Here is a 25,063-nt window from a genome sequence, read left to right as displayed (position 1 = left end):
CAAATTTGTTGCTTTATTTTTTATACTTCAATACCTTTTACTAACTCCCGATATTTAGGAGAGGGCCGGGGTGAAGCTATTCCTCTATATCCGGTCCCTTTAATTTATTGCGATTTGTACCTTTTTCAAGGCTTAACAAAAATGCCGGCAATAAGGTAAGGTTACTAATCATCGCTACCAATAGCGTGATTGATAACAGGATGCCCAAAGCCTGCGTACCACCAAATTTAGATACCACAAAAACACCAAAACCAAAAAATAGTACCGTTGCTATAAATATCATACTTATCCCAGTTTCGCGGATAGTATCAGATACAATTTCTGAAATACTTTTGTTGCTGTTGCGCAACTCGTGGCGGTAGCGGGTGATAAAGTATATCGTTTGATCGCTGGAGATGCCCATTGCTATGCTGAATATCAGGATGGTTGATGGCTTAAGCGGAATGCCAAAAAAGCCCATGATGCCTGCTGTAATTATTAATGGCACCAAGTTTGGCAATAAGGATATAGCTATCATTTTTATCCCACGGAACAAAATCCACATCACCACGGCAATTAACAAAATTGCCCAGGCAAGGCTCTCGTACAGGTTGGTGAGCAGGTAGTTTGTGCCTTTTATAAATATGATACTGCTGCCGGTAAGCTCCACATGAAATTTCTTCGGGTTAAATATAGAATCGATCCGTGGCTGCAGTTTAGCGAGCACTACATTCATTTTTTTTGATCCGGCATCAACCATTTCAAACGTTACCCGGGTTACCTGCCGGGTGCTATCCAAATAGGTGCTGAGCGCATTGGAGCTCTTGCCCGAGTTGCCTGCATAGTTGAGGATAAAGTTTTGCTCCAGCCCATCGGGCAGGCGGTAATATTCGGGGTTGCCTCCATAAAAAGCCTGGGTGCTAAACTTTAAAACCTGTATAAGGGATATAGAGCGACTAAACTCCGGGTATGATGATATCAATTTTTCCAGCTTTTCAACCTTCCGAATAACAACCTGGTTCATTACGCCATTTTTACGTTTGGTATCAATACTTACTTCCAAAGGCAGCACACCGTTAAAATTCGATTCAAAAAACCGCAAATCTTCCAGTGTATTATTGTGCCTCGGCAAATCATCAACCACATAGCCGTTAATGTTTATTTTGAAGATGCCGATGGCCGATATTACAATAAGCACCAGGGTGGTTATGTAAACCGTTCGCCTTTTGTTGTGTACCAGGTGATCTAAACCAATAAGCAGCTTATTCATTGCTTTACTATCCTTAATACCCGCTGTTTCCGATTTTGGCGATGGCAAATAGCTAAAAATAATGGGCACCAGGATAAGGCTCAATGCAAAGGTTGCCATAATACTTATGGATGCCACCAAACCAAACTGGGTTAGCAGTTCGCTGTTGGTAAAACACAATACACCAAAGCCAATTGCGGTGGTTACATTGGCTATAAAGGTAGTTATACCCGCTTTTTCGATAGCTACATTCAGCGCGCGCATCTTATTACCGCACAACGCAAATTCATGATAATATTTATTAAGGATAAAAATAGTATTGGGAATGCCGATAACTACCACAAGGGGAGGGATGATGCCGGTAAGTATGGTCATTTCATAGTGCATAAGCACCAATGTACCCAGGCTCCATACTACCCCCAACACAACAATGATCACCGGGAAAATAACCGGGAAGAAGGAGCGGAAAAAGAGCAATAATATCAAGGCTGTGATTAATATCGACAGGCTAAGGAACATGGTAAATTCATGCGCTACCAAATCGCCAACCACGGTGCGAATAAGTGGTAAACCCGAGTAATGTACTACTATGCCATGCTTCTGCTCAAAAGCCGCGCCCAGTTTTTTTATTTTATTGATGATAGGCACCCGGAATGCCGTATTGATGATTTTATCATCAAACGTAATGGCCATTAAGGTTGATTTGCCATCGTTACTTAAAACCAGGCCCTTGTAAAACGGAAGATTTGCTATTTGTTGCTTTACGCTATCAACCGCCTGTGTTGTTGCCAATGGCGCTATAACCAGGGGCTTTATAACAAAACGATGTTGAGCAGTATCTTTTTGGAGTTTATAAACATTGGCAACGGATATTACTGCTTTAACTCCCTTTACATGCTTAAGACTGTCGCCTATCTGGTACCAGTCATTAAACACATCCTTATCAAATATCTTGTCAGATTTTATGCCAATAACCATAGACGAAGCATCCTGGCCAAACATCTTTTTAAATTGGTTATAACGGATATAGGCCGAATCGGTAATGGGTAGTACTTTGCCACCATTAAAGGTTATTTTTACTTTGGATGCCTGATATCCCATAAAAATACTCAGCGCCACAACGCCTATTAATACAAAGAGCCTATTTTTAAGAATGAATGAAGCCGTATTTTTCCAGAACATTATTGTAGTAGTTAAGAGCGCCGCAAAACTACGAAAATTGATCTATCTGCCGATTGAACTTATTGACTTTGTGATAATAAGCAATTTCACGGCCTTAACCCGGTAAATAAGCATAAAATAAATAAGCCAATTACACGTATTTTTGATGCATGAAAAGACTGTTACGCAGTTTTGGCTTTGCGTTTAAAGGCCTAAGATATGCTACGTTAACCCAACCCAATTTCAGAATTCACCTGACATTGGCATTTATTGCCGTTGTTTTGGGGGCCTTGCTACAGATTTCCCTTGGCGAGTGGCAATGGATTATGCTGAGTATAACCATTGTGCTGGTAACCGAACTTATAAACACCGGCATAGAAACCCTTACCGATCTTGTATCACCGGGATACCATGAAAAGGCTGGTCACGTGAAAGATGTGTGCGCCGCAGCGGTGGTGATAGCCGCGTCATTTGCGCTCATCACCGGCATAGTTATTTTTTTACCAAAACTAATTTTATTGATTACGCATGCTGCATAAAACCAGGGGTATTGTATTTAAAGCAACAGACTACGGTGAAAGCAGTGTGATTGTACAAATCTTTACCGAAAAATTTGGTCTGCAGTCATACATTATCAACGGCGCCAAAAAGCCACGGGCCAAAATAGGCCGCAACATGCTGCAGCCCCTGCACCTGCTTGATCTGGTGGTTTACCATAAAAATACCGGCAGTGTACAGCGCATTACCGAACTTAAAAACGCGCCCGTACTGCAAACTATCCCTTACGATGTAATAAAAAGTTGCATCGCCATGTTTTTGAACGAAGTGCTGTATAAAGCGATAAAGCAGCAATCGGCAGAAGAAGACATTTTTGATTTTGTGTTTAACGCTATTGAATGGCTCGATCACCAAACCGGAAACGTATCCAACTTTCACCTGTTGTTTTTAACCCAGCTTACCCGTTACCTGGGTTTTTATCCGGATAGATCTTTAATTGGCCATGCCGATTACTTCGATCTGAAAAATGGAACATTCAGTAAGTATAAGCCCGATAGTCTACAGTACCTATCGCCCCCGCATACCCAAAACTTTAGCCAGGTGCTGCAATGCAGCTTTGAGAATATGGACCAATTAAAATTGAGTAATGATGAAAGGCGATACCTGATCCATAAATTGATGGAGTATTATGCCATGCATATTGAAGGCTTTGGTAATATCCGTTCGGGAGATGTGCTGGAGGAGGTGTTATCTTAGGAGTTCCCGGCGTGATCGCTGATGTGTTTTATCCAAAAAAAATAATGCCATTAAAAGAAAAAAGAGAAAGCCAATGGCTGCCTCTTTTTTTTAGTTGACTGACCTCATTATTTACCATAAAGAACTAATTGGTTAGATCGATAATAACAATTAATACAAATATATGCACTATAGAATTGGTAGACTAATTTTTTGATAAAAAAAAGCACTTTTTTATCAAAAAAGTGTGCTTTTTCATGAAAACCGTGTTGTTTTTAAAAAAAAGTCCTCAATTTTACTATTTACGCTACCAAAAATGCCCAAAACACAGGCTTTTTCAATCTGTACACATTGCTGTTTTTCGTTCGGGTTAAGCTTGTTCATAATAAGCAAGAAATATAAATCAACATCTTTCAGGCCTGAAAATAGTTAAATGTCCATACAAATAAGTTTATTGTATATACATTAATTGGAATTGTAGTTTTCGCTAATTATCTTGCGCAATATTTTACATTACAGGCATATGTTATAGTACGTTATAACATGTGGCTAATAGAAGCATGATCATGAAAAAAGTAATACTAAGTATTCTCTTGTGCGCAAAACTAATCCCTTTATCGGCCCAGCAAAAAACCATATGGGAAATAGGGAAAGCTGATGGTAACAGCCAGGGTATGGCACTGGCCCCGGCTAAATACGCTAATTTTTTGAATGACGATTTTGGCTGGGAAGACCAATACTTTTTGGTAGGCTTTTCTAAACCCGAAAAAGACTGGCCATATACTTTGCCTGGCCCCAAAGATGGCTGGGGTGGTACGGGGTCAACATCGGGCACACGTACAAATGTTCTCAATATTCTTTTTGGCATTGCCAGCTTACCTAAAAACGCCGACTGCCAACTGGTGATTAATATTGCCGGCTATCAAAACCAATTACCACCATTGTTTAAGGTGCTTATTAATGGCAAACCTTTCAAATATCAGCTGCCCGCATCTTCAAATACCGACAATACCATTATGGGAGATTTTACTAAAGCCAATCCCTATAAAATAAATATTGCCGTAAAGCCAGGCTTGTTACATGAAGGCGGCAACGAGGTACAATTAACCACGCTTGATGGCTCATGGCTGGTTTTTGACCAGGTAAGGTTAGATGGCCCGCAAACATTAAAGCTCATTAACCCTACAGATGTTTTTCTACGCGAAGTAAAAGCAGCCTCTTATGAGTTGAAAACCGATGGCAAACGCTATCAGCCATTGCTGGTTGATGTTCAGCACCTGAAAGGCAACCCCACAATAACGGTTAAGCTTGATGGAGAGCCGGTGTTTACACAAAAGCTTGATTCGGCACGTTACCAGTTAGAGGTGCCCATGCCTGCTGTTGCTGTATCAACAAAAAGCCGCTACCAAATTTACAGCGATGGTGAAGCTATTGCAACCGGCACTGTTCAACGCATGCCACGGGCTGTTATTACCCCGGCTGACTATGGCGATACCCGGATTGGTACCGCGCATTCCCGCTGGATGATAGCGCCCGGACCATGGATGCCATTTAGTATGGTAAAGTTAAGTCCCGATAATCAAAACGGGGGATGGTCTGCCGGTTATGATCCTATCTACGAAAGCATTGGCACATTTAGCCATATTCACGAGTGGACAATGGCTGGCCTGGGCATGTTTCCAACAAGCGGGCCGTTAAAAACCAGTGTTGGCGATGAATCCAAACCCGGCGATGGGTATAGATCAAAAATAGATAAAGCCAGTGAAGAAGCCCCGATAGGCTACTACAAAGTGCAGCTTACCGATTATAACATAAAGGCTGAGCTTACTGCAACTACGCGCTGTAGCTTTATGCGCTATACTTACCCTAAGGCTACCAATGCCCGGGTGATGATAGACCTGAAAATACCCGCCGAGTACGGTTATAATTTGAAGGATGTAACATTAAAAAAGATAAGCGATACCAGAATAGAAGGTTCAAGCAAGCAATTCAGCAAAAATGTATGGTCTGGCGGTGTAAACCAGGATTATACCATCCATTTTGTAATCGAGTTTGATCGTCCGTTCAAAAAGTTTGGCACCTGGGTAAATAATACCGTAGCCGATAAAGATATTTTAAGCAGTATTGACCCTGGCAAAGCGGGTGCTTTTGTTGAGTTTGATACCAACAGCAACCAGGTGATACAAGTCCGTACCGGTATATCACTGGTAAGTGATGAAAATGCCGCGCAAAACCTGTCCACAGAAATTAGCGCCCCTTTTGGCTGGAGCTTTAGTAAAGTACGCAACGCGCAACGGGATACCTGGAACAAGCTGTTTAACCGCCTGGAGATAGGCAGCAATGATTCCCGCGAAAAAATGCGCTTTTATACCAATATGTACCGCGCGCTGGCCAGCCGTAACACCTGGAGCGATGTAAATGGCGAGTGGATAGATGCAAGCAAACGCAAACAGCAATTTAAAGATCCAAATTCGTTAGCTATGGGCTGCGATGCCTTTTGGAACACCTTTTGGAACCTTAACCAGTTTTGGAATTTGGTTACACCAGAGTGGTCGTCAAAATGGGTGCATTCGCAGCTGGCCATGTATGATGCCAATGGCTGGCTGGCTAAGGGCCCTGCCGGTATGAACTACGTGCCCGTAATGGTTGCCGAGCATGAAATACCACTCATAGTTGGCGCATACCAAATGGGCATCCGCGATTTTGATGCGCAAAAAGCTTTTGAAGCCGTTTATAAAATGCAAACCACACCGGCACAAAAAGTAGGCGCAGCAGGCTTTGCTGGCAACGAGGATCTGAAGGCCTACCTTAAATATAAATATGTGCCTTATGACATCGGCCGCTTCTCCAACACACTTGAATATGCTTATGACGATTATACGGTATCGCAATTTGCTAAATCACTGGGGAAACAAAAGGAGTATGATGAGTTTAAAGACCGGTCTGGCTATTGGAAAAACATTATAGATAAGGAAACCGGCTATGCAAGGCTAAAAAAATCAGATGGGGCGTGGTTTCCAAATTTTGATCCCTTTAAATCCGGGGCTAATGAACATTATGTAGAAGGTAATTCATGGCAGCTTACCTATTTTGTACCTCAGGATGTACCGGGACTGGCCAGCGCTATAGGCACCGATAAATTTATTGACCGTTTATCATGGGGTTTTGCAGAAAGCTACAAACTTCGCTTTAACGCCCCCGGCGATCAATATTGGGATTACCCGGTGATACAAGGAAACCAGCAAAGCATGCATTTTGCCTTCCTGTTCAACTGGGTTAAAAGACCCTGGTTAACCCAGCGCTGGAGTCGCTCCATCGTTGATCGTTTTTACGGTTTTGGGGTATCAAACGCCTACTTAGGTGATGAAGACCAGGGGCAAATGAGCTCATGGTTTATCATGAACGCCCTGGGCTTGTTCCAGATAGATGGCGGTACAGGTTCTCACCCTATATATGAAATAGGTAGCCCTATATTCCCTAAAGTGACCATCCATCTGGACGGGCAGTACGCTCGTGGCCAAAGCTTTATCATTGAAGCTGTAAATTCATCCCGCAACAATAAATACGTTCAACGGGCTACATTAAACGGCAGGGAGTTACATTCCTTCTGGTTCCCGGCTTCCGAGCTATTAAAGGGCGGTAAGCTTGTTTTAGAGATGGGTCCAAAGGCCAATACCAGCTGGGGCTCGGCAGATATGCCGCCGGCGCAATAACCGAAACCTAAACTTTATCACAATATTTCACAACAAAAAAGCCCTTCGTTATTACAACGGAGGGCTTTTCTGTTTCTTGAGAGTCTTAAACCATTAAATGGTTTTCATTTATTCCCCTTCCAGGTTCGCGGCGGCGGGTTCATCTAAAAACCACTCCGTTTCGCCAACGATAGAGTCTATCAGCTGGGCAGGATATTCTTCAATGTTTTCTTCATCTTCCAGCACATGGTGTACGGCAATAGCTTTTCCTTCGCCATAAACCAGGAACGCTATGTAGCGGGCATCATTGATTAGTGGCGCGTTAAGCGTAATCCGCCATACCTGCTGATCTTCCAACCATACTTCCTTTACACCTGGTGTTGTATCATGTAAAACCGGCGTATGCGGAAACAACGATGCAGTGTGTGAGTTATCACCTAAGCCTAACAATACAAGATCAAAACTCAGCTCATCCTCATCAAAAAAGGTGGAGATCATTTCCCAGTATCTTGCGGCAGCCTCTGCAGGCTCAAATGTAGTATCAACAGCGAATACATTGGCCGGGCTTATCATCAAAGGATCAAACATGGCCGTTTTTGCCATCAGGTAATTACTATCCTTATGATTCTGCGGTACATTGCGCTCATCTCCAAAAAAGAAATAAACCTTTTCCCAATCAACCTGGTCGGCATAGCTTGTGGAGGCCAGCAGTTCATACAGCTTTTTAGGAGAACTTCCTCCTGATAATGCTACCGTAAACTTGCCTCTGGCTGCAATTGACGCATCGGCTATTTTAACAAAATAATCTGCCAATGCTGTAAGCACCTCATCGGCAGTGTTAAAGATATTTAAATTCATAATTTATTGCTTTTTACCGGCTACGGGTAACGTAAACCAATTAAAGCCGTCGCGTGCAATCAATGCTTCAGCGGCTTCAGGGCCCCATGAATCGGCAGAATAGTTAGGAAAATTCAGACTCTTTTTATTTTGCCAGGTACTTAAAATAGGCATAACCAGTTCCCAGGCTACTTCTACCTGGTCGCCACGCATAAACAGCGTTTGATCGCCCATCATGGTATCCAATATCAGGGTTTCATAAGCTTCGGGTGCCTGGTTGGTATAGGTGCCTTTATAATCAAATACCATGTCAACAGCATTTAATACCATATCAATTCCGGGGCGTTTGGCCTGTACCTGCAAACGGATACTCATTTCTGGCTGAATGCTGATAATGAGTCTGTTTTGCTGCCAGCTTTCGGCGGCCTCTGTAGGGAATATTAAATGCGGAACATCTTTAAACTGAATGGTAATAACTGATGAAGACTGGTGCATTCTTTTACCTGTACGTAAATAGAAAGGAACACCCTGCCAGCGCCAGTTATCAATAAAGAATTTTATAGCGGCAAAAGTTTCGGTGTTTGATTCAGGATTAACTTTTGGCTCCTCACGGTAACCGGAAACTTCTTTACCCCTCATCCATCCGCTGCCGTACTGACCCCTAACGGCCGAATTACGTACATCTTCTGGTGTAAATTTACGCATGGCTTTTAATACATCAACCTTGCGGTCGCGTACTTCATCGGCGCTAAAGCTAACCGGTGGTTCCATAGCTATGTGGCAAAGCAATTGCAACAGGTGGTTCTGAATCATATCCCTCATCGCGCCCGATCCATCGTAATAATCACCGCGTTCTTCAACACCCAATTGCTCGGTAACCGAGATTTGTACGTGTTCAATGTAATTACGGTTCCACAGCGGCTCCATAATGGAGTTGGCAAAGCGGAATGCCATTATATTTTGAACGGTTTCTTTACCCAGGTAATGGTCGATACGGTAGATCTGGCACTCGTCAAAAATACTCTTCAATAACTGATTAAGTTCTTTTGCAGTTTCCAGGTCATGACCAAATGGTTTTTCGATGATGATCCTTACGCGTTTTTTATCTTCGGCCAGTTTAGCTTTTGATATGTTAGATGCGATGATAGGGAAAAAGTTTGGTGCTACCGCCAGGTAAAACAATACGTTGGCTTTAGTTTTCCACTCGGCATTGTGTTTTTCAATACGTTTGCCAAATTCCTTATAGGTTTCAAAGTCGTTAGCATCTGATACCTGGTAATAGATATTATTTACAAACTCGGCCCACTTTTTATCATCGGCTTTACCGGTGCGCGAAAACTGGTTGATATCGTTATGCAGGTTTTCCCTGAACTGCTCGTCGGTTAATTTTGTACGACCGGTACCAATTATAGAAAATTGCTTAGGCATCCATCCATCTAAAAAAAGATTATAGAGTGCAGGGGCAATTTTACGGGAGTTTAAATCTCCGGTGCCGCCAAAAATAATGAATATAGTAGGGTCTGATTTTGTGCTTGAGCTCATTGTGATCAGCTTTAATAGTTTATAGTTAGTCTTCGGCTTTGGTCCACTGTGTATGGAATGTCCCTTCTTTGCCTATCAACTCGTAAGTATGTGCGCCAAAATAATCGCGCTGGGCCTGTGTAAGGTTCGATGGCATTTTTTCGCTGCGGAAGGCATCAAAGTAGCTTAAAGCAGATGCGTATCCCGGAGCTGCAACACCCGCGGCAATAGTACCCGATAGTATTTTCCTGATACCCGGCAATGTTTCACTTACCAGTTTCTGCACATCGCTATCCAGTAATAAATGCGGTAATTGAGCATCCTTATTGTATGCGTTATAAATATCATTCAAAAACTCCGACCTGATGATACAGCCACCTCTCCATATCTTGGCAATTTCACCCAAATGCAGATCGTATTTGTATTCTTCAGATGCTTTTGACAGCAGGTGCATGCCCTGCGCATAAGTAATGATAGAAGTAAAGTAGAATGCCTGTTCAAGAGCAACCAACAATTCTTCTTTATCACCGGCTAATTCAATATCGCCTCCGTATAAAGCGGAAGCTTTTTCGCGTAGTTGTTTGTATTTTGACAGATCGCGCATGGATACCGAAGTATCGATGGTTGGAATAGGGGTAACCAGGTCCATAGCCACTTGTGATGTCCATTTACCGGTACCTTTGGCTTTTGCCTCATCCTTAATATCATCCAGCAACAGGTGATCTGTTCCAGGTGCTTTATAGGCAAAAATATCTTTAGTAATATCCAACAAGAATGACTGTAAACGACCAGCGTTCCACTGCGCAAATATTTTTTGGATGGCGTCGTTATCCAGCTTTAAGCCTTTTCTAAGTATCTCATACGTTTCTGCAATTACCTGCATAATACCGTACTCAATACCGTTGTGAACCATTTTAACAAAGTGACCAGATGCACCAGGGCCAATGTAAGTTACGCATGGCGCTCCATCAACCTTAGCAGCAATGGCCTCAAATATTGGCTTCATTACGTTGTAGGCTTGTTTATCGCCACCCGGCATCATGCTTGGACCACGACGAGCGCCTTCCTCACCACCAGAAACACCCATACCGAAGAAATGCAGGCCAATAGCTTCCAGCTCTTCAACACGGCGATTGGTATCAGTAAAGTGAGAGTTACCGCCATCAATTAAAATATCGCCTTTCTCCAATAAAGGAGTAAGCTCCTCAATTACAGCATCCACAATTTTACCGGCAGGTACCAGCATCATGATGGCGCGTGGCGTGGTTAAGCTTTGAATAAATTCCTTTACATCGCCAAAGCCTTTAGCGGCTCTATCGCCGGCCTCATCATTTAATGATGATACCTTAGCGGCATCTTTATCATGCCCGGCTACGGCAAAACCGTGATCGGCCATATTGAGTAGTAAGCTACGGCCCATAACGCCTAAGCCTATCATGCCAAAAGCATATTTATCTGTTGTTGCGCTCATGTTGTTTTGAGGTTTTCTTTTTTTAGACCTTCTAATATTTTTTTGGTATTTTCAAAGCTGGTATGCTGAAATGAGCGGATACCCAGTTTTTGCGCTGTGGTAACAAACATCATTCTATCATCAAAATACACGCATTGCTGCGCCGATACCTGGGCAATACCCATAGCCAGCTGCCAGATGCCCGGATCAGGCTTGCGCATTTTTACTTCGCATGATGATACAAAGGCATCAAAACACTCATGCAGTTTAAATTTGCGCACCCGGTAATCGTTAAGCTCCTTACCTTCGTTATTTACAGAAATAATACGGAAGCCACAGTCCTTTTTCCACTCCTTTAGCCATTGCAGCATATTGGGCAACTCAACCGAGGTAGAGTAAATAAAATCCTTAAAATCCTCACGAACAAAATCCCTCGGGTGATTAAACACCACCGTATCCAGGTATTCATCAAGCGAGATGCTGCCAATTTCATATACGTTAAATATAAAATTGTGCAGGGAGTTTACTTCATCACAATCAAGGTTAAACCTTTTGGCCGCTTCTTCGCGGGCTTCATGCCCCCAACCGTTCGATAGCAAAATGCCACCTATATCGAAAAAGAGTATCTTTAGATCTGCAACTTCCATAGGTTAAGTTTTATTTGTTTTTCTGATCTTCAATAGCGTTCAAAAGCTTCTCGAATGGCTTGTTGAACTTTTCGATGCCTTCATCTTCCAGTTGTTGGGTAATAGCATCTAAATCAATACCTAAATCTTTCAGTTTTGCTAAAGTAGCGGTTGCTTCTTCTAAACCACCCTCTAAAGTGTTTGCAGCAATACCATGATCGCGGAAAGCGTCAACAGTTTCTAAAGGAACGGTATCAACAGTATCCGGACCAATCAGGGCCTCAACATATTTGGTATCCTTAAATGCAGGGTTCTTGCTGCCTGTGCTTGCCCATAGCAAACGCTGTGGTTTTGCGCCTTGTGCGGCCAGTTTTTGCCACCTTTCGGTGCTGAAAACTCTTTTATAAATTTCGTAAGCTTTTTTAGCAGATGCAATAGCAACCTCGCCAACTAAAGCGGTTTCGCCTTTTGCTTCCAATAGCGGATCAACAATAACATCAATACGGCTTAAAAAGAAGCTTGCTACTGATGCTATATGGCCAACTTTATGGCCGGCAGCTAAATGCTCCTCTAAACCAGAAATATAAGCTTCGGTTACTTCTTCGTAGCGATCCAGGCCAAAAAGCAAGGTTACATTGATATTGATACCTTTTGCAATTGATTGCTGAATAGCCGCCAAACCCGGTTTTGTACCAGGGATTTTAATCATCACGTTTTCGCGGTCAACTTTTTTCCAAAGCTCTTCTGCTTGTTTGGCAGTACCTTCTGTATCTAATGCTAAAAATGGAGATACCTCAAGGCTAACATAACCATCTTCGGCGTTAGACTCATCGTAAACACCTTTAAACAGGGCAGTTGCCTGTTGAATATCGCTTATAGCTAAACCAAAGAATAACTCTTCGTTGTTTGCTGCTGTTTTTGCAAGTTCCTTAATGTCTTTATCGTAATCAGCGCTGCTGGTTATGGCTTTCTCAAAAATTGCAGGGTTTGAGGTTACTCCTCTAACACCATCTTCTTCTATTAATTTTTTCAGCTTTCCGGATGCGATAATTTCGCGGTCGATAAAATCAAGCCAGATACTCTGTCCGAAATCATGTATCTGTTTTACATTATTAGTTGCCATATTGGTCGTTTTAAAATTTCAATTTTTAATATTTGTTCAGTAGTTAAACTTAGCAGCCTACAAAGTCCGTATGCTAAGTGGAATAATTTGTGTAAAGGTATTCGTTTGAATGACTATGTAAAGTTCTTAATTAATATTCTATGTTTTGTAAGTATAATATCATCGTTCTGCTCTGGCGGCATAAAACAATTTAGCTGTTTGATGCTACCAGTATTTTCAAATCGTACCCTATAAAAAGTCCGCTTTCTATTACTCCAGTAATAGCTTTAATGTCCCTTTCCAGGCTGTTAGGCACTTCATCAAAATGACAATCCAAAACCAGGTTGTTGTTCTCCGAAATAATGGGCCCATCCTTACCCTTGGCTGGCCGTATCACTATACTATTGGCTCCCAGCTTTTTTAACTCTGCCTCTACATGCAATAAAGCCTGCGGAAACACTTCAATAGGGATAGGAAAATTAGTACCTATTTTATCCACTATTTTTGAGTCATCTACAATAATGTAATTAACGGGGCTGGAGCTGATCAATAGCTTTTCTTTAAACATGGCGCCGCCGCGGCCTTTAATCAGGCTGTCGTTAGGGTCAACCTCATCCGCGCCATCAAACAGCCAGTCGGGTTTGTTTTCAAATAAACTGGTGAGCGGGATGCCCAGCTTGCTGCAAAACATAGAGATCTCCAGCGAAGTTGGAATTGCCAGCACATTCAGCTTTTCTGTCCTGATCCTTTCGGCAATGGCCAGTAAAGCCATATAAACCGTTGAGCCGGAACCCACGCCAAGTACATCGCCATCTTTTACCATACCGGCAATTTGCTGCGCTACCTTTTGCTTGCCACTGGCATTAATGATCTCTGATGACCAACTAAGGTTTTTTATTAAACTACTTTCCCAAATCATTTTTTCAGTATCAAGTAGTTAGTATCAAGTATCAAGATTTGATACGCTTAGATAAGTGCGAGTATCAAATATGCAAATGATGTCTTGCTACCTGATACTCGCTACTTGATACTAACCTATAATAGCGCTTTTGCTTTGTTAACTACATTCTCCACTGTAAAGCCGAAAAACTTATACAGGTCTTCTGCCGGGGCAGATTCACCAAAGGTGGTCATGCCTAACATATCACCTTCGTCTGTAGTGTATTTATGCCAGCCCATTGGGGATGCCATTTCAACAGCCAAACGTTTTCTGTTTGCTTTAGGGAATACTTTTTCTTTGTAAGCGGCATCCTGTTTTTCAAACAACTCCCATGATGGCATACTTACCACGCGGGTTGAAATTCCATCAGCCTCTAATTTAGCCTGGGCATCCATGATCAATGCAACTTCAGATCCTGTTGCCATTAATATCAAATCAGGGTTCTTGCTTGCTTCTGATAGTATGTAAGCGCCTTTTTCCAAATCAGATGCTTTACCGTATTTATCCTGATCAAGGATAGGTAAGCCCTGGCGGGTAAACACCAATACAACCGGGCCACCTTTGTGCTCAAGTGCAACGCGCCATGCATGCGCGGTTTCGTTGGCATCAGCCGGGCGGATAACCGTAATATTAGGGATTGATCGTAATGACGCCAATTGTTCAATAGGCTGGTGGGTTGTACCATCCTCGCCTAAACCAATACTATCATGAGTGTAAACAAATATCGGGCTTATCTTCATGATGGCCGCCAAACGGATAGGAGGGCGCATGTATTCAGAGAACATTAAAAAGGTAGCACCAAAAGGAATAACACCCTTTGTTAACGCCATACCATTCATTGCCGAACCCATGGCATGCTCACGGATACCGAAGTGGAAGTTACGGCCGGCCCTGTTCTCGGAGGTGAAAGAATCAAATTCCTTCAAATTAGTTTCTGTTGATGGCGAAAGATCTGCCGCGCCGCCTATCAGGTTTGGCAGGCTTGCCGCAACGGCGTTTAACACTTTACCAGATGCCTGGCGGGTAGCCATTTTAGGATCAGAGCCTTTAAATACAGGCAATTTATCTTTCCAACCTGCTGGCAATTCGCCACTGCTGGCTAATTCGTATTCTGCAGCTAATTCAGGGAATTTAACTTTATAATCGGCAAATAGTTTATTCCATTTTTCTTCGCTGCCAGCACCTTTCGCGCCTTTTGCATGATAGTATTCCAATACCTCATCTGGTACGTTGAATGATTTATCAGGATCAAAGCCGAAGAATTTTTTAACCAGCTTAATTTCATCCGGACCAAGCGGCGAACCGTGAGATCCTGCTGTACCTGATTTATTTGGACTGCCATAAGCGATCAACGACCGTACGCGGATTAATGATGGTTTTTGTGTTTCGGCCCTGGCGTTAATTAAAGCAAGCTCCAAAGCGTGAGTATCGTTCACATCAGCTACTTCCTGTACCTGCCAGCCGTATGAGCGGAAACGGGCACTTACATCTTCGTTAAAAGCAATATCTGTACTGCCTTCAATTGAGATATGGTTATCATCATACAGGTAAATTAAGTTACCCAATTGTAAATGACCAGCTAATGAAGCCGCTTCAGACGTAACGCCTTCCATCATATCACCATCGCTGGTAATTGCGTAAATATTATAATTGAAAAGCTCGAAGCCAGGCTTGTTATAACGTGCTGCCAAATGTTTCTGTGCAATGGCAAAACCAACACCATTTGCAAAACCCTGACCCAAAGGACCTGTAGTAACATCAATACCAGGAGCCAAACCGTACTCCGGGTGACCGGCGGTTTTGCTGTGCAACTGGCGGAATTGCTTCATATCATCTAAACTCAAATCATAGCCTGTTAAATACAAAAAGCTGTATTGCAGGATACAAGCGTGCCCGGCCGAAAGGATGAACCTGTCGCGGTTTGCCCAATCAGGGTTTTTAGGATTGTAATTTAAAAACTTCGACCATAAAACGTGGCCCATAGGAGCAAGCGCCATCGCTGTACCAGGGTGACCCGAGTTTGCCTTTTGAACTGCATCTGCCGATAAGATCCTTACGGTATCTATTGCTAATTTTTCTATGTCCTGTGTGTTTTCCATTGTATTGTGGGTATTGTATATTACTCTGTTGGTGTTGATATTTCGCGTTTGGTTTTGCTTTCTACATCGTCGATCCATAACCTTGCACCGCCCTTGATGCCATCGGCGTTGGTTACTATCTTCATGTTTTTATCAAGCTTAAAAGTAAGCAGATCAGAGTTGCCGCCTCCAATGTATAAAGTATCGTAATTAAATACTGTTTTTAATATTTCAAAAACTTTCTGCATCCGCTTGTTCCATCTTTCTTTGCCATATTTTTCCAATGCCTTTTCACCTATATATTGATCATAGGTTTTATCGGTTTTAACGGGCAGGTGGGCCAGCTCAAAGTGAGGTAACAAGTGACCATTCATTAATAAGGCGGTACCGAAACCAGTGCCCAGTGTAACTACCATCTCCAGGCCCTTGCCATTTACTACGCCCAGGCCCTGCATATCTGCATCATTTACTACCTGCGTTGGCTTACCTAATGCATCACTTATTTTTTTGGTAAGGTCAACATCGGCCCATAGTTTGGTATTGAGATTTGGGGCTGTTTTTATAACCCCATTTTTTACATAGCCGGGGAAACCAACCGAAATTTTATCGTAGGCCGGGAAGTTCTTCACCAATGTTTTTATGGCCTTGATCAAATTATCAGGACTTGCCGGGGCCGGGGTCGGGACCTTATCATAATCCATTTTCAGCTCACCCTTTTTATTTAAGATAGTGGCTTTAATGTGTGAGCCACCGATATCGATTGAAAGAATTTTTACCTGTGATGTAGTTTTTTTCATAAATATTGATTTTAGCGAGCTGGCAAACCTGCGGCTGAGCAGGGTGGTTTAATAATTGTAGCGCGTAAATATCACATTTTTAATAATATCAGATTGTTAAATATTCAATTAGCGCAAGTGTAACTAATACAATAAGCAATCAACATTACAGGGGTAAAGTTAGTGTTGCTTTTTACTTTTCAAACAGAAAACCAAAGTTTTTTTACTCAAAAATGGCAAAAATGATACAAAATGTGCTTTTTGTTAGGATTTTGCCGATAAAATGTGATTTACACCATGTTTTTTAAGTGGTTTTTATACAATTACCTTGTTTTTACCTGAATTAATCGTATAATTTTGACCTTTCCATATAAAAACTCCAGATGTGCCTTGGGGCAGGGTAATCTCTATATTCCAATTACCCTTTTCAAGCTTATATTTTACCGTTACTTTTCCATTTGGATGCGGTATTTCTCCACTGATATTTTTAAGCTCGCCTAAATGTGGCTCTATTTTTATTTTGCTAAAACCGGGCGCGTAGCTGTCTATCCCTAAAATGGTACGGTAAAATTCAATGTTGGGGCTGGCTCCCCAGGCATGACAGTCTGATCGGTTATGCTTCAGGTCAGAGATCTCGGCCCAGGTAGTGAGCCCCATCTTGATGTTCTTGCGCCATATATCCAGCCATTTTAAATAATCATTACCAAAGCCACCCTTTATTAAAGCCTGGTGCAGGTAGTATTTAAAGTAGATGGTACACTGCGTAAGCGAACTATCGACCATTAGTTTTTTACTCAACGCTATCTCATCATCACCGGATACCATTCCCGTTAACACGGCCAGCGAATTGGTGTGCTGTGAAAACAGCTGCTGATCCTCAGTATCTGAATATAGCTGCTTATCGGCTATCCAATACTTTTTTTGGATGGTCGCTTTTAGCTGGGCCGCTTTACTGGCATACATATCAGCAAAAAAAGGCACACCCATTTTAGCTTCCATTGCTGCAGCCTGCTGGTATGCCCACATCAACTGCAGATCTAACAGGGCCGAGCTGCCGTTGGCGCTTTTGGGGGCCACGCCAAAATCCCATCCTTTACTGTTCACCCAATCGGCAAATGTCCAATAGGGGGTGTCCTTTAGTGAGCCATCGGCCTGTTGGTATTTGCCAAAAAATGCCAGCACATCCTGCACTCCCTGTAATTTATCTTTAACAAAAGCGCTATCGGGCCGGTACATCCAGTAATCATGCAGCATACCTATATACCATAAAGAAAATGTTGAAATAATTTGAGGCGAGAACGACGGATGCCGGCTCAGGGTTATACCCTCGGCCACACGCGAGTGATCCATCTGGTTAATGGCATTGCGTACCAGGCGGTCATCGCCACTGTTGTAAAACGATACAAGGGCTTGTATCCTGCTATCGCCCACATATTGCAATTGTTCATAATAGGGGCAATCTGTATATGTTTCACCGGCGCAAAGGCGGGCCGTTCGCCAGCCAATTTCCAGCATCTTTTGCATTTCGGGCGTGGCCTGTAGTTTGGCATTTAACTCAAAGGGGTAGCCGGTGAATGTGCCATAAATATCGTCAATAACCAAAGGCTCATCCCCGGTTTTAATTTTCAACTGTATGTAGCGGTAGGTACGCCAGGTTAGGCTATTGAATGATTGATTGGCTGAACCGTTTGAAACAATGCTATCCCTGCGGCCCGAGAATATTTTCCCCTCCACATCATCCCGGTTACTTTTTACAAGCCCCTGTGGCCCCTTCAAATTGGTGAACAGCGCTTCGGCATAACTTAAACCGATACCCGCGTTTTTACCTTTACTAAAGTTAAGTGATATAAAAGCATTGGTTAAAAAGGTTTGGTCAAGCAATAGGGTAGCGGTTGTATTTGCCGGTATGGTTAGCGCCATTTTTAGTGCCGGGAATGTTTGCGGAACATTTATACCCTCAGCCTTACGCAGTACCGCAATGCGCTGGGTTTTCAATTCCATCGGCGGTATAGAAGATGGCACCAGCATCCAGCCGAAAGCATTTACCGTTCCCTTGGGGTTGCCATTATCAATCTTAACGGCATTTTTCCAGCCGCTATCGTCAAAATTAACCGCGTTCCAATTATCGATGCTCAAATTCATATCTACCCGCTCGCCCGGTCCGGCTACATAGTAGGTTCCATACCCCACACCCACAATAGGCTTGTAGGCTGTGTTGCGGATACACCTCCAGCTTTTATCCGTATTGATCAAAGCTTCGGCCTCCGTATCTCCCTGCATAATAAAGCCCGTTTGGATAGAGATCTGGGCTTCGGGGCGGTAATCGCCATCGTTCCAAACCACAGCGGATATGTTGTTATTGCCTGCTTTAAGATAGGGGGCAAGGTCAACGGTTTCATAATTCCAGTAATAGGTATCGCCGCGGGCGGGCCCTAATGATACCAGCGTTTGGTTAACATATAGTTTATACCGGTTATCGGCAGATACGTGAATGATAAACGAATTGGGCTTGTCTTTTAAATCGATATTCTTCCTGAAATAATAAACACCATAATCTTTTGTCGACTCTGTGGGTACTGTAACCCAAAACGCTTTCCATGGCCCCTTTAAAAGTTTTGGATTGGGAGACTGGCCATAGCTAATAAATGCCGCTGATATAAATACGATCAACAGCATGAGCTTTAAAATTGCTTTCATTAAAAAGATGGGTTTATTATTGGTTAAAACGGCTTATCTGCTAAATTACAATTAAAGTTAAAATGATGTGGCTTGCCCCCATAATTATTAATAAATGCTTATTATTTCATAAATCCGCTATCTTTAGTTTTTGCTAAACCTAATGTTATGGATGTTTTTACCGTATTTCTGTGTTTGCTGATTGTTGTATTAGTAATAAACAACAAAGGCAGCGTTAACCGTCATATTGAAGCACTGGAACTCCAGATACTGGAGTTAAAGCGCATGATAGAACATTTAAGGGTATCGCGACCTGCGGATGAAGAACCCAAACGCGAGGAGGCACCCAAGCCCGTTATAAAAGAAATTCCGCAGGTAAAACCGCCGGCAGAGCCCGTTGCCCCGCCGCGGCCACCAGCCCCGTTAGAAATAAAACCACAACCGGAAACCGTTAAACCCATCGAAGTTGAAAAACAGCCCGAAGTTATTGGCGATAGTTTATCAACCATTCGCCGCCCGGTTAAAACCACAGATCTTTATCCGCCAAAAGCCAAAGAGCCGTCGCCGTCGTTTTTTGAAAGCCACCCCGATCTGGAAAAATTCATTGGCGAAAACCTCATCAATAAAATCGGGATCGCTATACTGGTGCTTGCCATAGGCTATTTTGTAAAATTCGCTATTGATAGCGGCTGGGTTGGCCCTGCCGGTCGTGTTGGCATTGGCATTGCCTGCGGTGCTATATTAATAGGTATTGCCCACTGGCTGCGCAACAGCTATAAAGCTTTCAGCTCGGTATTAGCGGGTGGTGGCTTAGCGGTGTTTTATTTTACCATAACGCTGGCCTTTCACCAGTTTAACCTGTTTAGCCAAACCACTTCGTTCATTATCCTAATCGTAATTACCATTTTCGCGGTGCTGCTTTCCCTGTTGTATGACAGGCAGGAGCTTGCGGTTATTGCTTTGGTGGGCGGTTTTGCAAGTCCGTTTATGGTGAGTACAGGCAAGGCCAATTACGACGCGTTATTTATTTACCTGCTGATACTAAACACCGGCCTTTTAATAATTGCCTATTACAAAGCGTGGCGCATACTTAATATTGTATCCTTCGGGTTTACCGTAATTGTATTTGCAGGGGTACTGTATACCCTTACAGCGCCAACCTATCATTATGGCTTTATTTACGCCAGCATATTTTATGTGCTTTACTTTGCCATTAATGTGGCCAATAATGTAAAAGAGAACAAAAAGTTTATCAGCTCCGATTTCAGCATATTGCTTATTAACACCTCCCTGTATTTTGCCGCGGGTTTATACCTGCTTACCATGATGCATGCCGAAGCGTTCCGCGGTTTATTTTGTGTGAGTCTGGCGGTGGTGAACCTCGTATTATCGTACATCCTGTTCCGCAACCGCAAGGTGGATACCAATATTTTGTACCTGCTTATAGGTATTACCCTAACTTTTATTTCGTTGGCCGCACCTATCCAGCTGCACGGAAATAGCATTACGCTTTTCTGGGCTACTGAAACCGTGTTGCTCTACTGGCTGTACCTGCGTTCGTCCATTAAGCTCATGAAACTTACCTCGCTTATATTGTGGGCGGCCATGCTGCTGAGTTTGTTTATGGATTGGTACCAGTTGTATACCAATCATACTATTACTTTAACCATTATTGCCAACAAGGGCTTTATTACCACCTTTGTTGCGGCTATAAGCTCATCCCTGCTTTCGGTATTGGTAGGGCGGGATGAATCAAAAGAAGTTTATGGCCTGGGTACCAATAAGCAGCTGTTTAGTATAGCCGGCCTGGCGCTGTTATTTTTGAGCGGATTGTTTGAGATCAATCACCAGTTTTTAAACCGCTATCCGGATACTACTTTAAATATTTTATACATGATGCTGTATACCCCGGCATTTGTGTATGGTTATTACCTGGTATCAATAAAAGCACCGGCCCTAAAGTTCAATCACTACATCCGCATGGGTATACTACTCATCTGTATCACGGTTTACCTTACCTTCATGCCCGATTTTTTTGAACTGCTAACGGGTATGCTCAGCACCAACAAGCCGCCATCCAATCATTTTGCAGCCCATTGGCTAAGCGCCGCCTTCATTGCATTGTTGTTTTATCGCACCATCCGGCTATGTCAAACCTCGCTTGATGATGGCATGAAAGCCCTGTTCACCTGGATATTGAGCGCGGGCATTGTCACCTTTTTAAGTTTAGAGGTATGCCTGCTTAGCAACATTTTGTTTTACGGCAAACTACATTCTATTGAGCGGATAGAAACCGTTTACATCAAAACCGGCTTGCCTATTTTGTGGGGATTGCTATCCTTCGCGCTGATGTGGCTGGGGATGCACTATAAAATGCGCACCATGCGTATTGTATCATTAAGCCTGTTCTCGCTTACCTTATTAAAATTATTTTTGTTTGATATTGTTGATATCCCGCAGGCGGGTAAAATAGCGGCTTTCTTTTGCCTGGGTGTTTTGCTGCTTATTATATCGTTCATGTACCAAAAGGTTAAAAAAATTATTGTTGATGATGAAGCTAAGAACAAGGAAGCGTAACGTAGCATTAACCGCTCTTTTTTGCGGGTTGATGCTATCGGCATCGGCACAAAAGAATTTTAAATATAGAGCAGGCTTGCAAAAGATGGATACTACCGGCTTTTACCGCATTAGCCTGCAACCCGCTTTTGTGGCGAAAGCCATGGCGGATAAGGCCGATATCAGGATTGCCGATGCCAAAGGCAATTTTATCCCTTATATAGAAGCCGGTAGCTTGCCGCAAAAAGATCAGAAAAGCTTTGTTGTTTTTAGTACGATAGATGCCCGCCTCCCAACAGATACCGGGACCACATATACCGTTGAAAACAAAACCGGCCTGCCGCTCGACCGCCTTTGGATAAGGCTGCAGAATACAGCTGTACAGCGCAAAGTAAACCTCATGGGCAGCGATGACCTTAAACAGTGGTTTGCCATACAGGAGGAGATCCCCCTGCAGGAAGCGGTGCAGAACAGCGAGGGTACTTATATGCAATCGCTATCGTTCCCGGCCAGCAGCTACCGTTATTTGAAAATTTTGGTTGATGATAAAAGGAAAGCACCTATTAAGTTCCTGCAGGCAGGCATCTATACAGAATATGCCAAAACACTTGCCTACTCTCCAATACCTGGTCTTCGATTTACCCGTGTCGATAGCAACAAAACTACTTTTATCACCATAAAATTAAATGATAATTACCAGGTAAATAAGCTGCATTTAAACATCACATCGCCAAAATACTTTAAACGCAATATTACCATTTACCAGGTAACGGACAATTATAAAGAAGCGATAATTGAGGCTGAACTAAACTCCGCTAAAAACAACGACCTGCTATTTTCTGCAAAGGCTAAAGAATTATTATTGCAGATTGGCAACGCTGATAGTCAGCCTTTAACCATCAGCGGCATCAACGCCTACCAGGCTGATGAGTACATTATCGGCTACCTGGATAATAAGCAGAATTACCACCTGCTCGCCGGCGATTCAACCGCCCAGGCCCCGGAGTACGATCTGAAATTTTTTGCTGATAGTATTAAGGATAATATCCCAACCATAGCCCATAAGGCGGTTATTAAAAACAATTTGCTCCCGGCCCAAAAAGCCAAAGCAGGCAAGGATTATACAGTTTTTATATGGATAGCCATTGTAGTATCGCTGGGCTTGTTGCTGTTCCTCACTTTAAAAATGACGAAAGAAGTGGGTAAGAAAACGGAGGTAGATAAATGAATGGATTAAAAGATTTTTAAAGGTTTGTCATCCTGAGGTACGAAGGATCTATTCGCAGACTGTACAGGGCGAAAAAGCATGGCGAATAACAGATCCTTCACTATCGTTCAGGATGACAAAAGTTTTTTTAACCAGTACGTGAACATATCCTTCGCTATTACTCAGGATGACAACAAAAAAGCCTTTCACCCCTTTATACTCAAAATATCATGTATCGCGTACTCCGCCTTTGGGTACTCAAATTCAAAACCGGCATCCAGTAAGCGTTGCGGTTTTACCCAGCGGCTTTTCAATATCAGCTCCGGCTCGGTGCCAATAACCAGGGCGCCAATTTCCAGCAGCCATTGTGGTGCAGGCAAACCAAAGGGCATGCCGTAAGCTTTGCGGATGATGCGCATAAAATCTGCATTCTTTTCTCCCTCCGGAGCGGTACAATTATAGATGCCCTCCATATCGGGATGATCTAACAAGTATTGGGTACTGTGGGCTACGTCATGCTCATGTATCCAGGCCAGGTATTGCTGGCCATCCCCCTGTTTGCCGCCCATGCCTATTTTTACCAGGTTAAGCAGGCGCGGGAAAACGCTATCGCTGCGACCGAGCACGATGCCCATGCGCAGGGCAATTTTGCGGGTGTGCGGGGTTTCGCTTTTATAAAAGGCGTTTTCCCATTGGTTACAAACATCAATACTGAAACCATAGCCTATTTCGCCGGTTGCCTCATCCTGCGGATGGTCTTCGGCATGGCGGTATATGGTGGCAGATGTAACGTTGATCCAAAGCTTTGGCGGGTCGGTCATTTTATGGATCACATCGCCCAATAACTTGGTAGGCACCACCCGTGATGCAATGATAGCGGCTTTGTTCTTTTTAGTATAGCGGCAGTTTACGTTTTTGCCGCATAAGTTAATGAGCATATCGGCATGGGTGAGCTGTACTGTCCATCCGTTTGCGGTTTTGCCATCCCAAACCACTGTGCGGATGTTATCAATAGCGGGGACTTGTTTGCGGGCAAGAATAATCACCTCATCGGCGAGGTCTTTATAGTACTTCGCCAGCACGGTACCCAGGTAACCGTTCCCCCCGGCGAGTACAATTTTTTTATATGGTTTCATGATTTCAGTTTAAGATCAACACTAATAAAACAATGCGGTAGCTTACCCAGGTAATGGTCATTGCCCAACCCAGCCCAAGCAGTTTTGTTCTGCGGATGTGCTCCAGGAACATCAAACCAGCAACACCCATAAAGCACAAGGTATAAACAAACGGGACTAATGTAAACCAATGGCTTATGGCCAAGGGAATGAGCAGCAATAAACTACCTGCAAAAGAGATGGTCATCATATTACCAAGATAGGTCCAGATTTTTTCCCTTGCGTAGGTGCTAATCACCAAAGCCTGAAAAATTATTTGCCCGCCGCAGATGATGTATTCCCGGTAGGCATTACCCAAAGGAACCATTCCTACTAATAATTGGGCATACCTGGTTAATATAAACCCGGTGCAAAACCAGGTAAACAATAGGAATGCTATGCGATAGTGCACCTTAAAAGTGGGCTGATAAGCAAAAGCGGCATCTTCCTTTGTTGGCGGAATGATCACCCGCCTGTTGTAAGAGATGAAAGCGTAAACCTTGCTCATGAACCAAACAAAAGGTTTGAAAGCGAATAGGGGAGTAAACAGCGGCCAGGCATTACCCAGGATTTTAAAAAGGCTTTTGATGCCGTAGGTAACTTCACCGCTTTTCATATCCAGCAACGCTATTTCATTAACAGCGCGCTGGCGATCATAAACAGGGCAGATATTTTGGGGTATGGTTTGGTAAGCTTCGCGACCGTTATTATCCAGCATGCCAGTTTTAACAAAGGCATTGGTATACATACTGCACATGGGGCATTCCGCATCGAAAAGTACCACATGGTTTTTAAGGGTTTTCATTGTATATGAGTTTGTTGTTGT

Annotated in this window: 17 protein-coding genes; 5 read left to right on the top strand and 12 right to left on the bottom strand. The window is 43.1% G+C overall.

The genetic code is table 11. The features are described 5' to 3' along the window. Window positions 1-76: 76 nt before the first annotated feature. Window positions 77-2,410 (bottom strand): efflux RND transporter permease subunit, encoded by a 2,334-nt coding sequence (locus tag AC1DYB_RS10880; RefSeq protein ID WP_477434796.1) that lies wholly within the window; start codon window positions 2,408-2,410, stop codon window positions 77-79. Window positions 2,411-2,559: 149 nt separating this feature from the next. Here AC1DYB_RS10880 and AC1DYB_RS10875 point away from each other — a divergent pair, with 149 nt between their 5' ends. The 3 genes from AC1DYB_RS10875 to AC1DYB_RS10865 all read left to right on the top strand — a co-directional run bounded on the left by AC1DYB_RS10875 (window position 2,560) and on the right by AC1DYB_RS10865 (window position 7,335). After that, window positions 2,560-2,928 carry a diacylglycerol kinase gene (locus tag AC1DYB_RS10875; RefSeq protein ID WP_477434794.1) on the top strand — a complete coding sequence of 123 codons (369 nt, stop codon included), beginning with the start codon at window positions 2,560-2,562 and terminating at the stop codon, window positions 2,926-2,928. Next, window positions 2,918-3,643 carry a DNA repair protein RecO gene (gene recO / locus AC1DYB_RS10870; protein ID WP_477390659.1) on the top strand — a complete coding sequence of 242 codons (726 nt, stop codon included), beginning with the start codon at window positions 2,918-2,920 and terminating at the stop codon, window positions 3,641-3,643. The genes AC1DYB_RS10875 and recO overlap by 11 nt, the downstream gene beginning before the upstream one ends. 545 nt (window positions 3,644-4,188) lie before the next feature. Then, window positions 4,189-7,335 carry a GH92 family glycosyl hydrolase gene (locus tag AC1DYB_RS10865; protein WP_477434792.1) on the top strand — a complete coding sequence of 1,049 codons (3,147 nt, stop codon included), beginning with the start codon at window positions 4,189-4,191 and terminating at the stop codon, window positions 7,333-7,335. A gap of 108 nt (window positions 7,336-7,443) precedes the next feature. Here AC1DYB_RS10865 and pgl read toward each other — a convergent pair whose 3' ends face one another. From pgl to AC1DYB_RS10820, 9 genes are all read right to left on the bottom strand, one after another. Beyond that, complete coding sequence (gene pgl / locus AC1DYB_RS10860) at window positions 7,444-8,172, bottom strand: 6-phosphogluconolactonase (RefSeq protein ID WP_477434790.1); 729 nt, start codon at window positions 8,170-8,172, stop codon at window positions 7,444-7,446. Window positions 8,173-8,175: 3 nt separating this feature from the next. After that, window positions 8,176-9,693, bottom strand: coding sequence for a glucose-6-phosphate dehydrogenase (gene zwf, locus AC1DYB_RS10855; protein WP_295720683.1), 1,518 nt, complete (start codon window positions 9,691-9,693; stop codon window positions 8,176-8,178). 25 nt (window positions 9,694-9,718) lie between these two features. Next, window positions 9,719-11,143 (bottom strand): NADP-dependent phosphogluconate dehydrogenase, encoded by a 1,425-nt coding sequence (gndA, locus tag AC1DYB_RS10850; protein ID WP_477434788.1) that lies wholly within the window; start codon window positions 11,141-11,143, stop codon window positions 9,719-9,721. After that, window positions 11,140-11,769: an HAD family hydrolase gene (locus tag AC1DYB_RS10845; protein WP_295720685.1), complete on the bottom strand. Its 630-nt coding sequence runs from the start codon at window positions 11,767-11,769 to the stop codon at window positions 11,140-11,142. The genes gndA and AC1DYB_RS10845 overlap by 4 nt, the downstream gene beginning before the upstream one ends. A gap of 10 nt (window positions 11,770-11,779) precedes the next feature. Beyond that, the gene (tal, locus tag AC1DYB_RS10840) at window positions 11,780-12,871 is read right to left on the bottom strand and encodes a transaldolase (protein WP_295720686.1); all 1,092 of its coding nucleotides are present in this window, start codon (window positions 12,869-12,871) and stop codon (window positions 11,780-11,782) included. Between the two features lie 190 nt (window positions 12,872-13,061). After that, entirely contained in the window at window positions 13,062-13,769 is a 708-nt protein-coding gene (gene rpiA / locus AC1DYB_RS10835; RefSeq protein ID WP_477434786.1) for a ribose 5-phosphate isomerase A, read from the bottom strand. 116 nt (window positions 13,770-13,885) lie between these two features. Further along, window positions 13,886-15,889, bottom strand: coding sequence for a transketolase (gene tkt, locus AC1DYB_RS10830; RefSeq protein ID WP_477434784.1), 2,004 nt, complete (start codon window positions 15,887-15,889; stop codon window positions 13,886-13,888). A gap of 20 nt (window positions 15,890-15,909) precedes the next feature. Next, on the bottom strand, window positions 15,910-16,665 hold the full coding sequence (locus AC1DYB_RS10825) for an ROK family protein (RefSeq protein ID WP_295720689.1): 756 nt from the start codon (window positions 16,663-16,665) through the stop codon (window positions 15,910-15,912). A gap of 294 nt (window positions 16,666-16,959) precedes the next feature. Then, a complete protein-coding gene (locus tag AC1DYB_RS10820) occupies window positions 16,960-19,341 on the bottom strand; it encodes an alpha-L-rhamnosidase-related protein (protein WP_477434781.1) in 2,382 nt (793 codons plus the stop codon). A gap of 147 nt (window positions 19,342-19,488) precedes the next feature. Between AC1DYB_RS10820 and AC1DYB_RS10815 the strand changes: the two genes are divergently transcribed. Next, window positions 19,489-21,897, top strand: a complete 2,409-nt coding sequence (locus tag AC1DYB_RS10815; RefSeq protein WP_477434779.1) for a DUF2339 domain-containing protein — start codon at window positions 19,489-19,491, stop codon at window positions 21,895-21,897. Then, window positions 21,869-23,104, top strand: coding sequence for a DUF3999 family protein (locus tag AC1DYB_RS10810; RefSeq protein ID WP_477434777.1), 1,236 nt, complete (start codon window positions 21,869-21,871; stop codon window positions 23,102-23,104). The genes AC1DYB_RS10815 and AC1DYB_RS10810 overlap by 29 nt, the downstream gene beginning before the upstream one ends. Before the next feature lie 185 nt (window positions 23,105-23,289). Here the strand turns inward: AC1DYB_RS10810 and AC1DYB_RS10805 are convergent, their stop codons facing one another. Beyond that, complete coding sequence (locus AC1DYB_RS10805; RefSeq protein ID WP_477434775.1) at window positions 23,290-24,219, bottom strand: TIGR01777 family oxidoreductase; 930 nt, start codon at window positions 24,217-24,219, stop codon at window positions 23,290-23,292. A gap of 4 nt (window positions 24,220-24,223) precedes the next feature. Next, window positions 24,224-25,042 carry a thiol-disulfide oxidoreductase DCC family protein gene (locus AC1DYB_RS10800; RefSeq protein ID WP_477390635.1) on the bottom strand — a complete coding sequence of 273 codons (819 nt, stop codon included), beginning with the start codon at window positions 25,040-25,042 and terminating at the stop codon, window positions 24,224-24,226. Between the last annotated feature and the right edge of the window lie 21 nt (window positions 25,043-25,063).

It is taken from the genome of Mucilaginibacter sp. P2_A4, assembly GCF_056405015.1.
The sequence above is the reverse complement of the archived record's forward strand: the minus strand, read 5'-3'. Positions and strand labels throughout refer to the sequence as shown.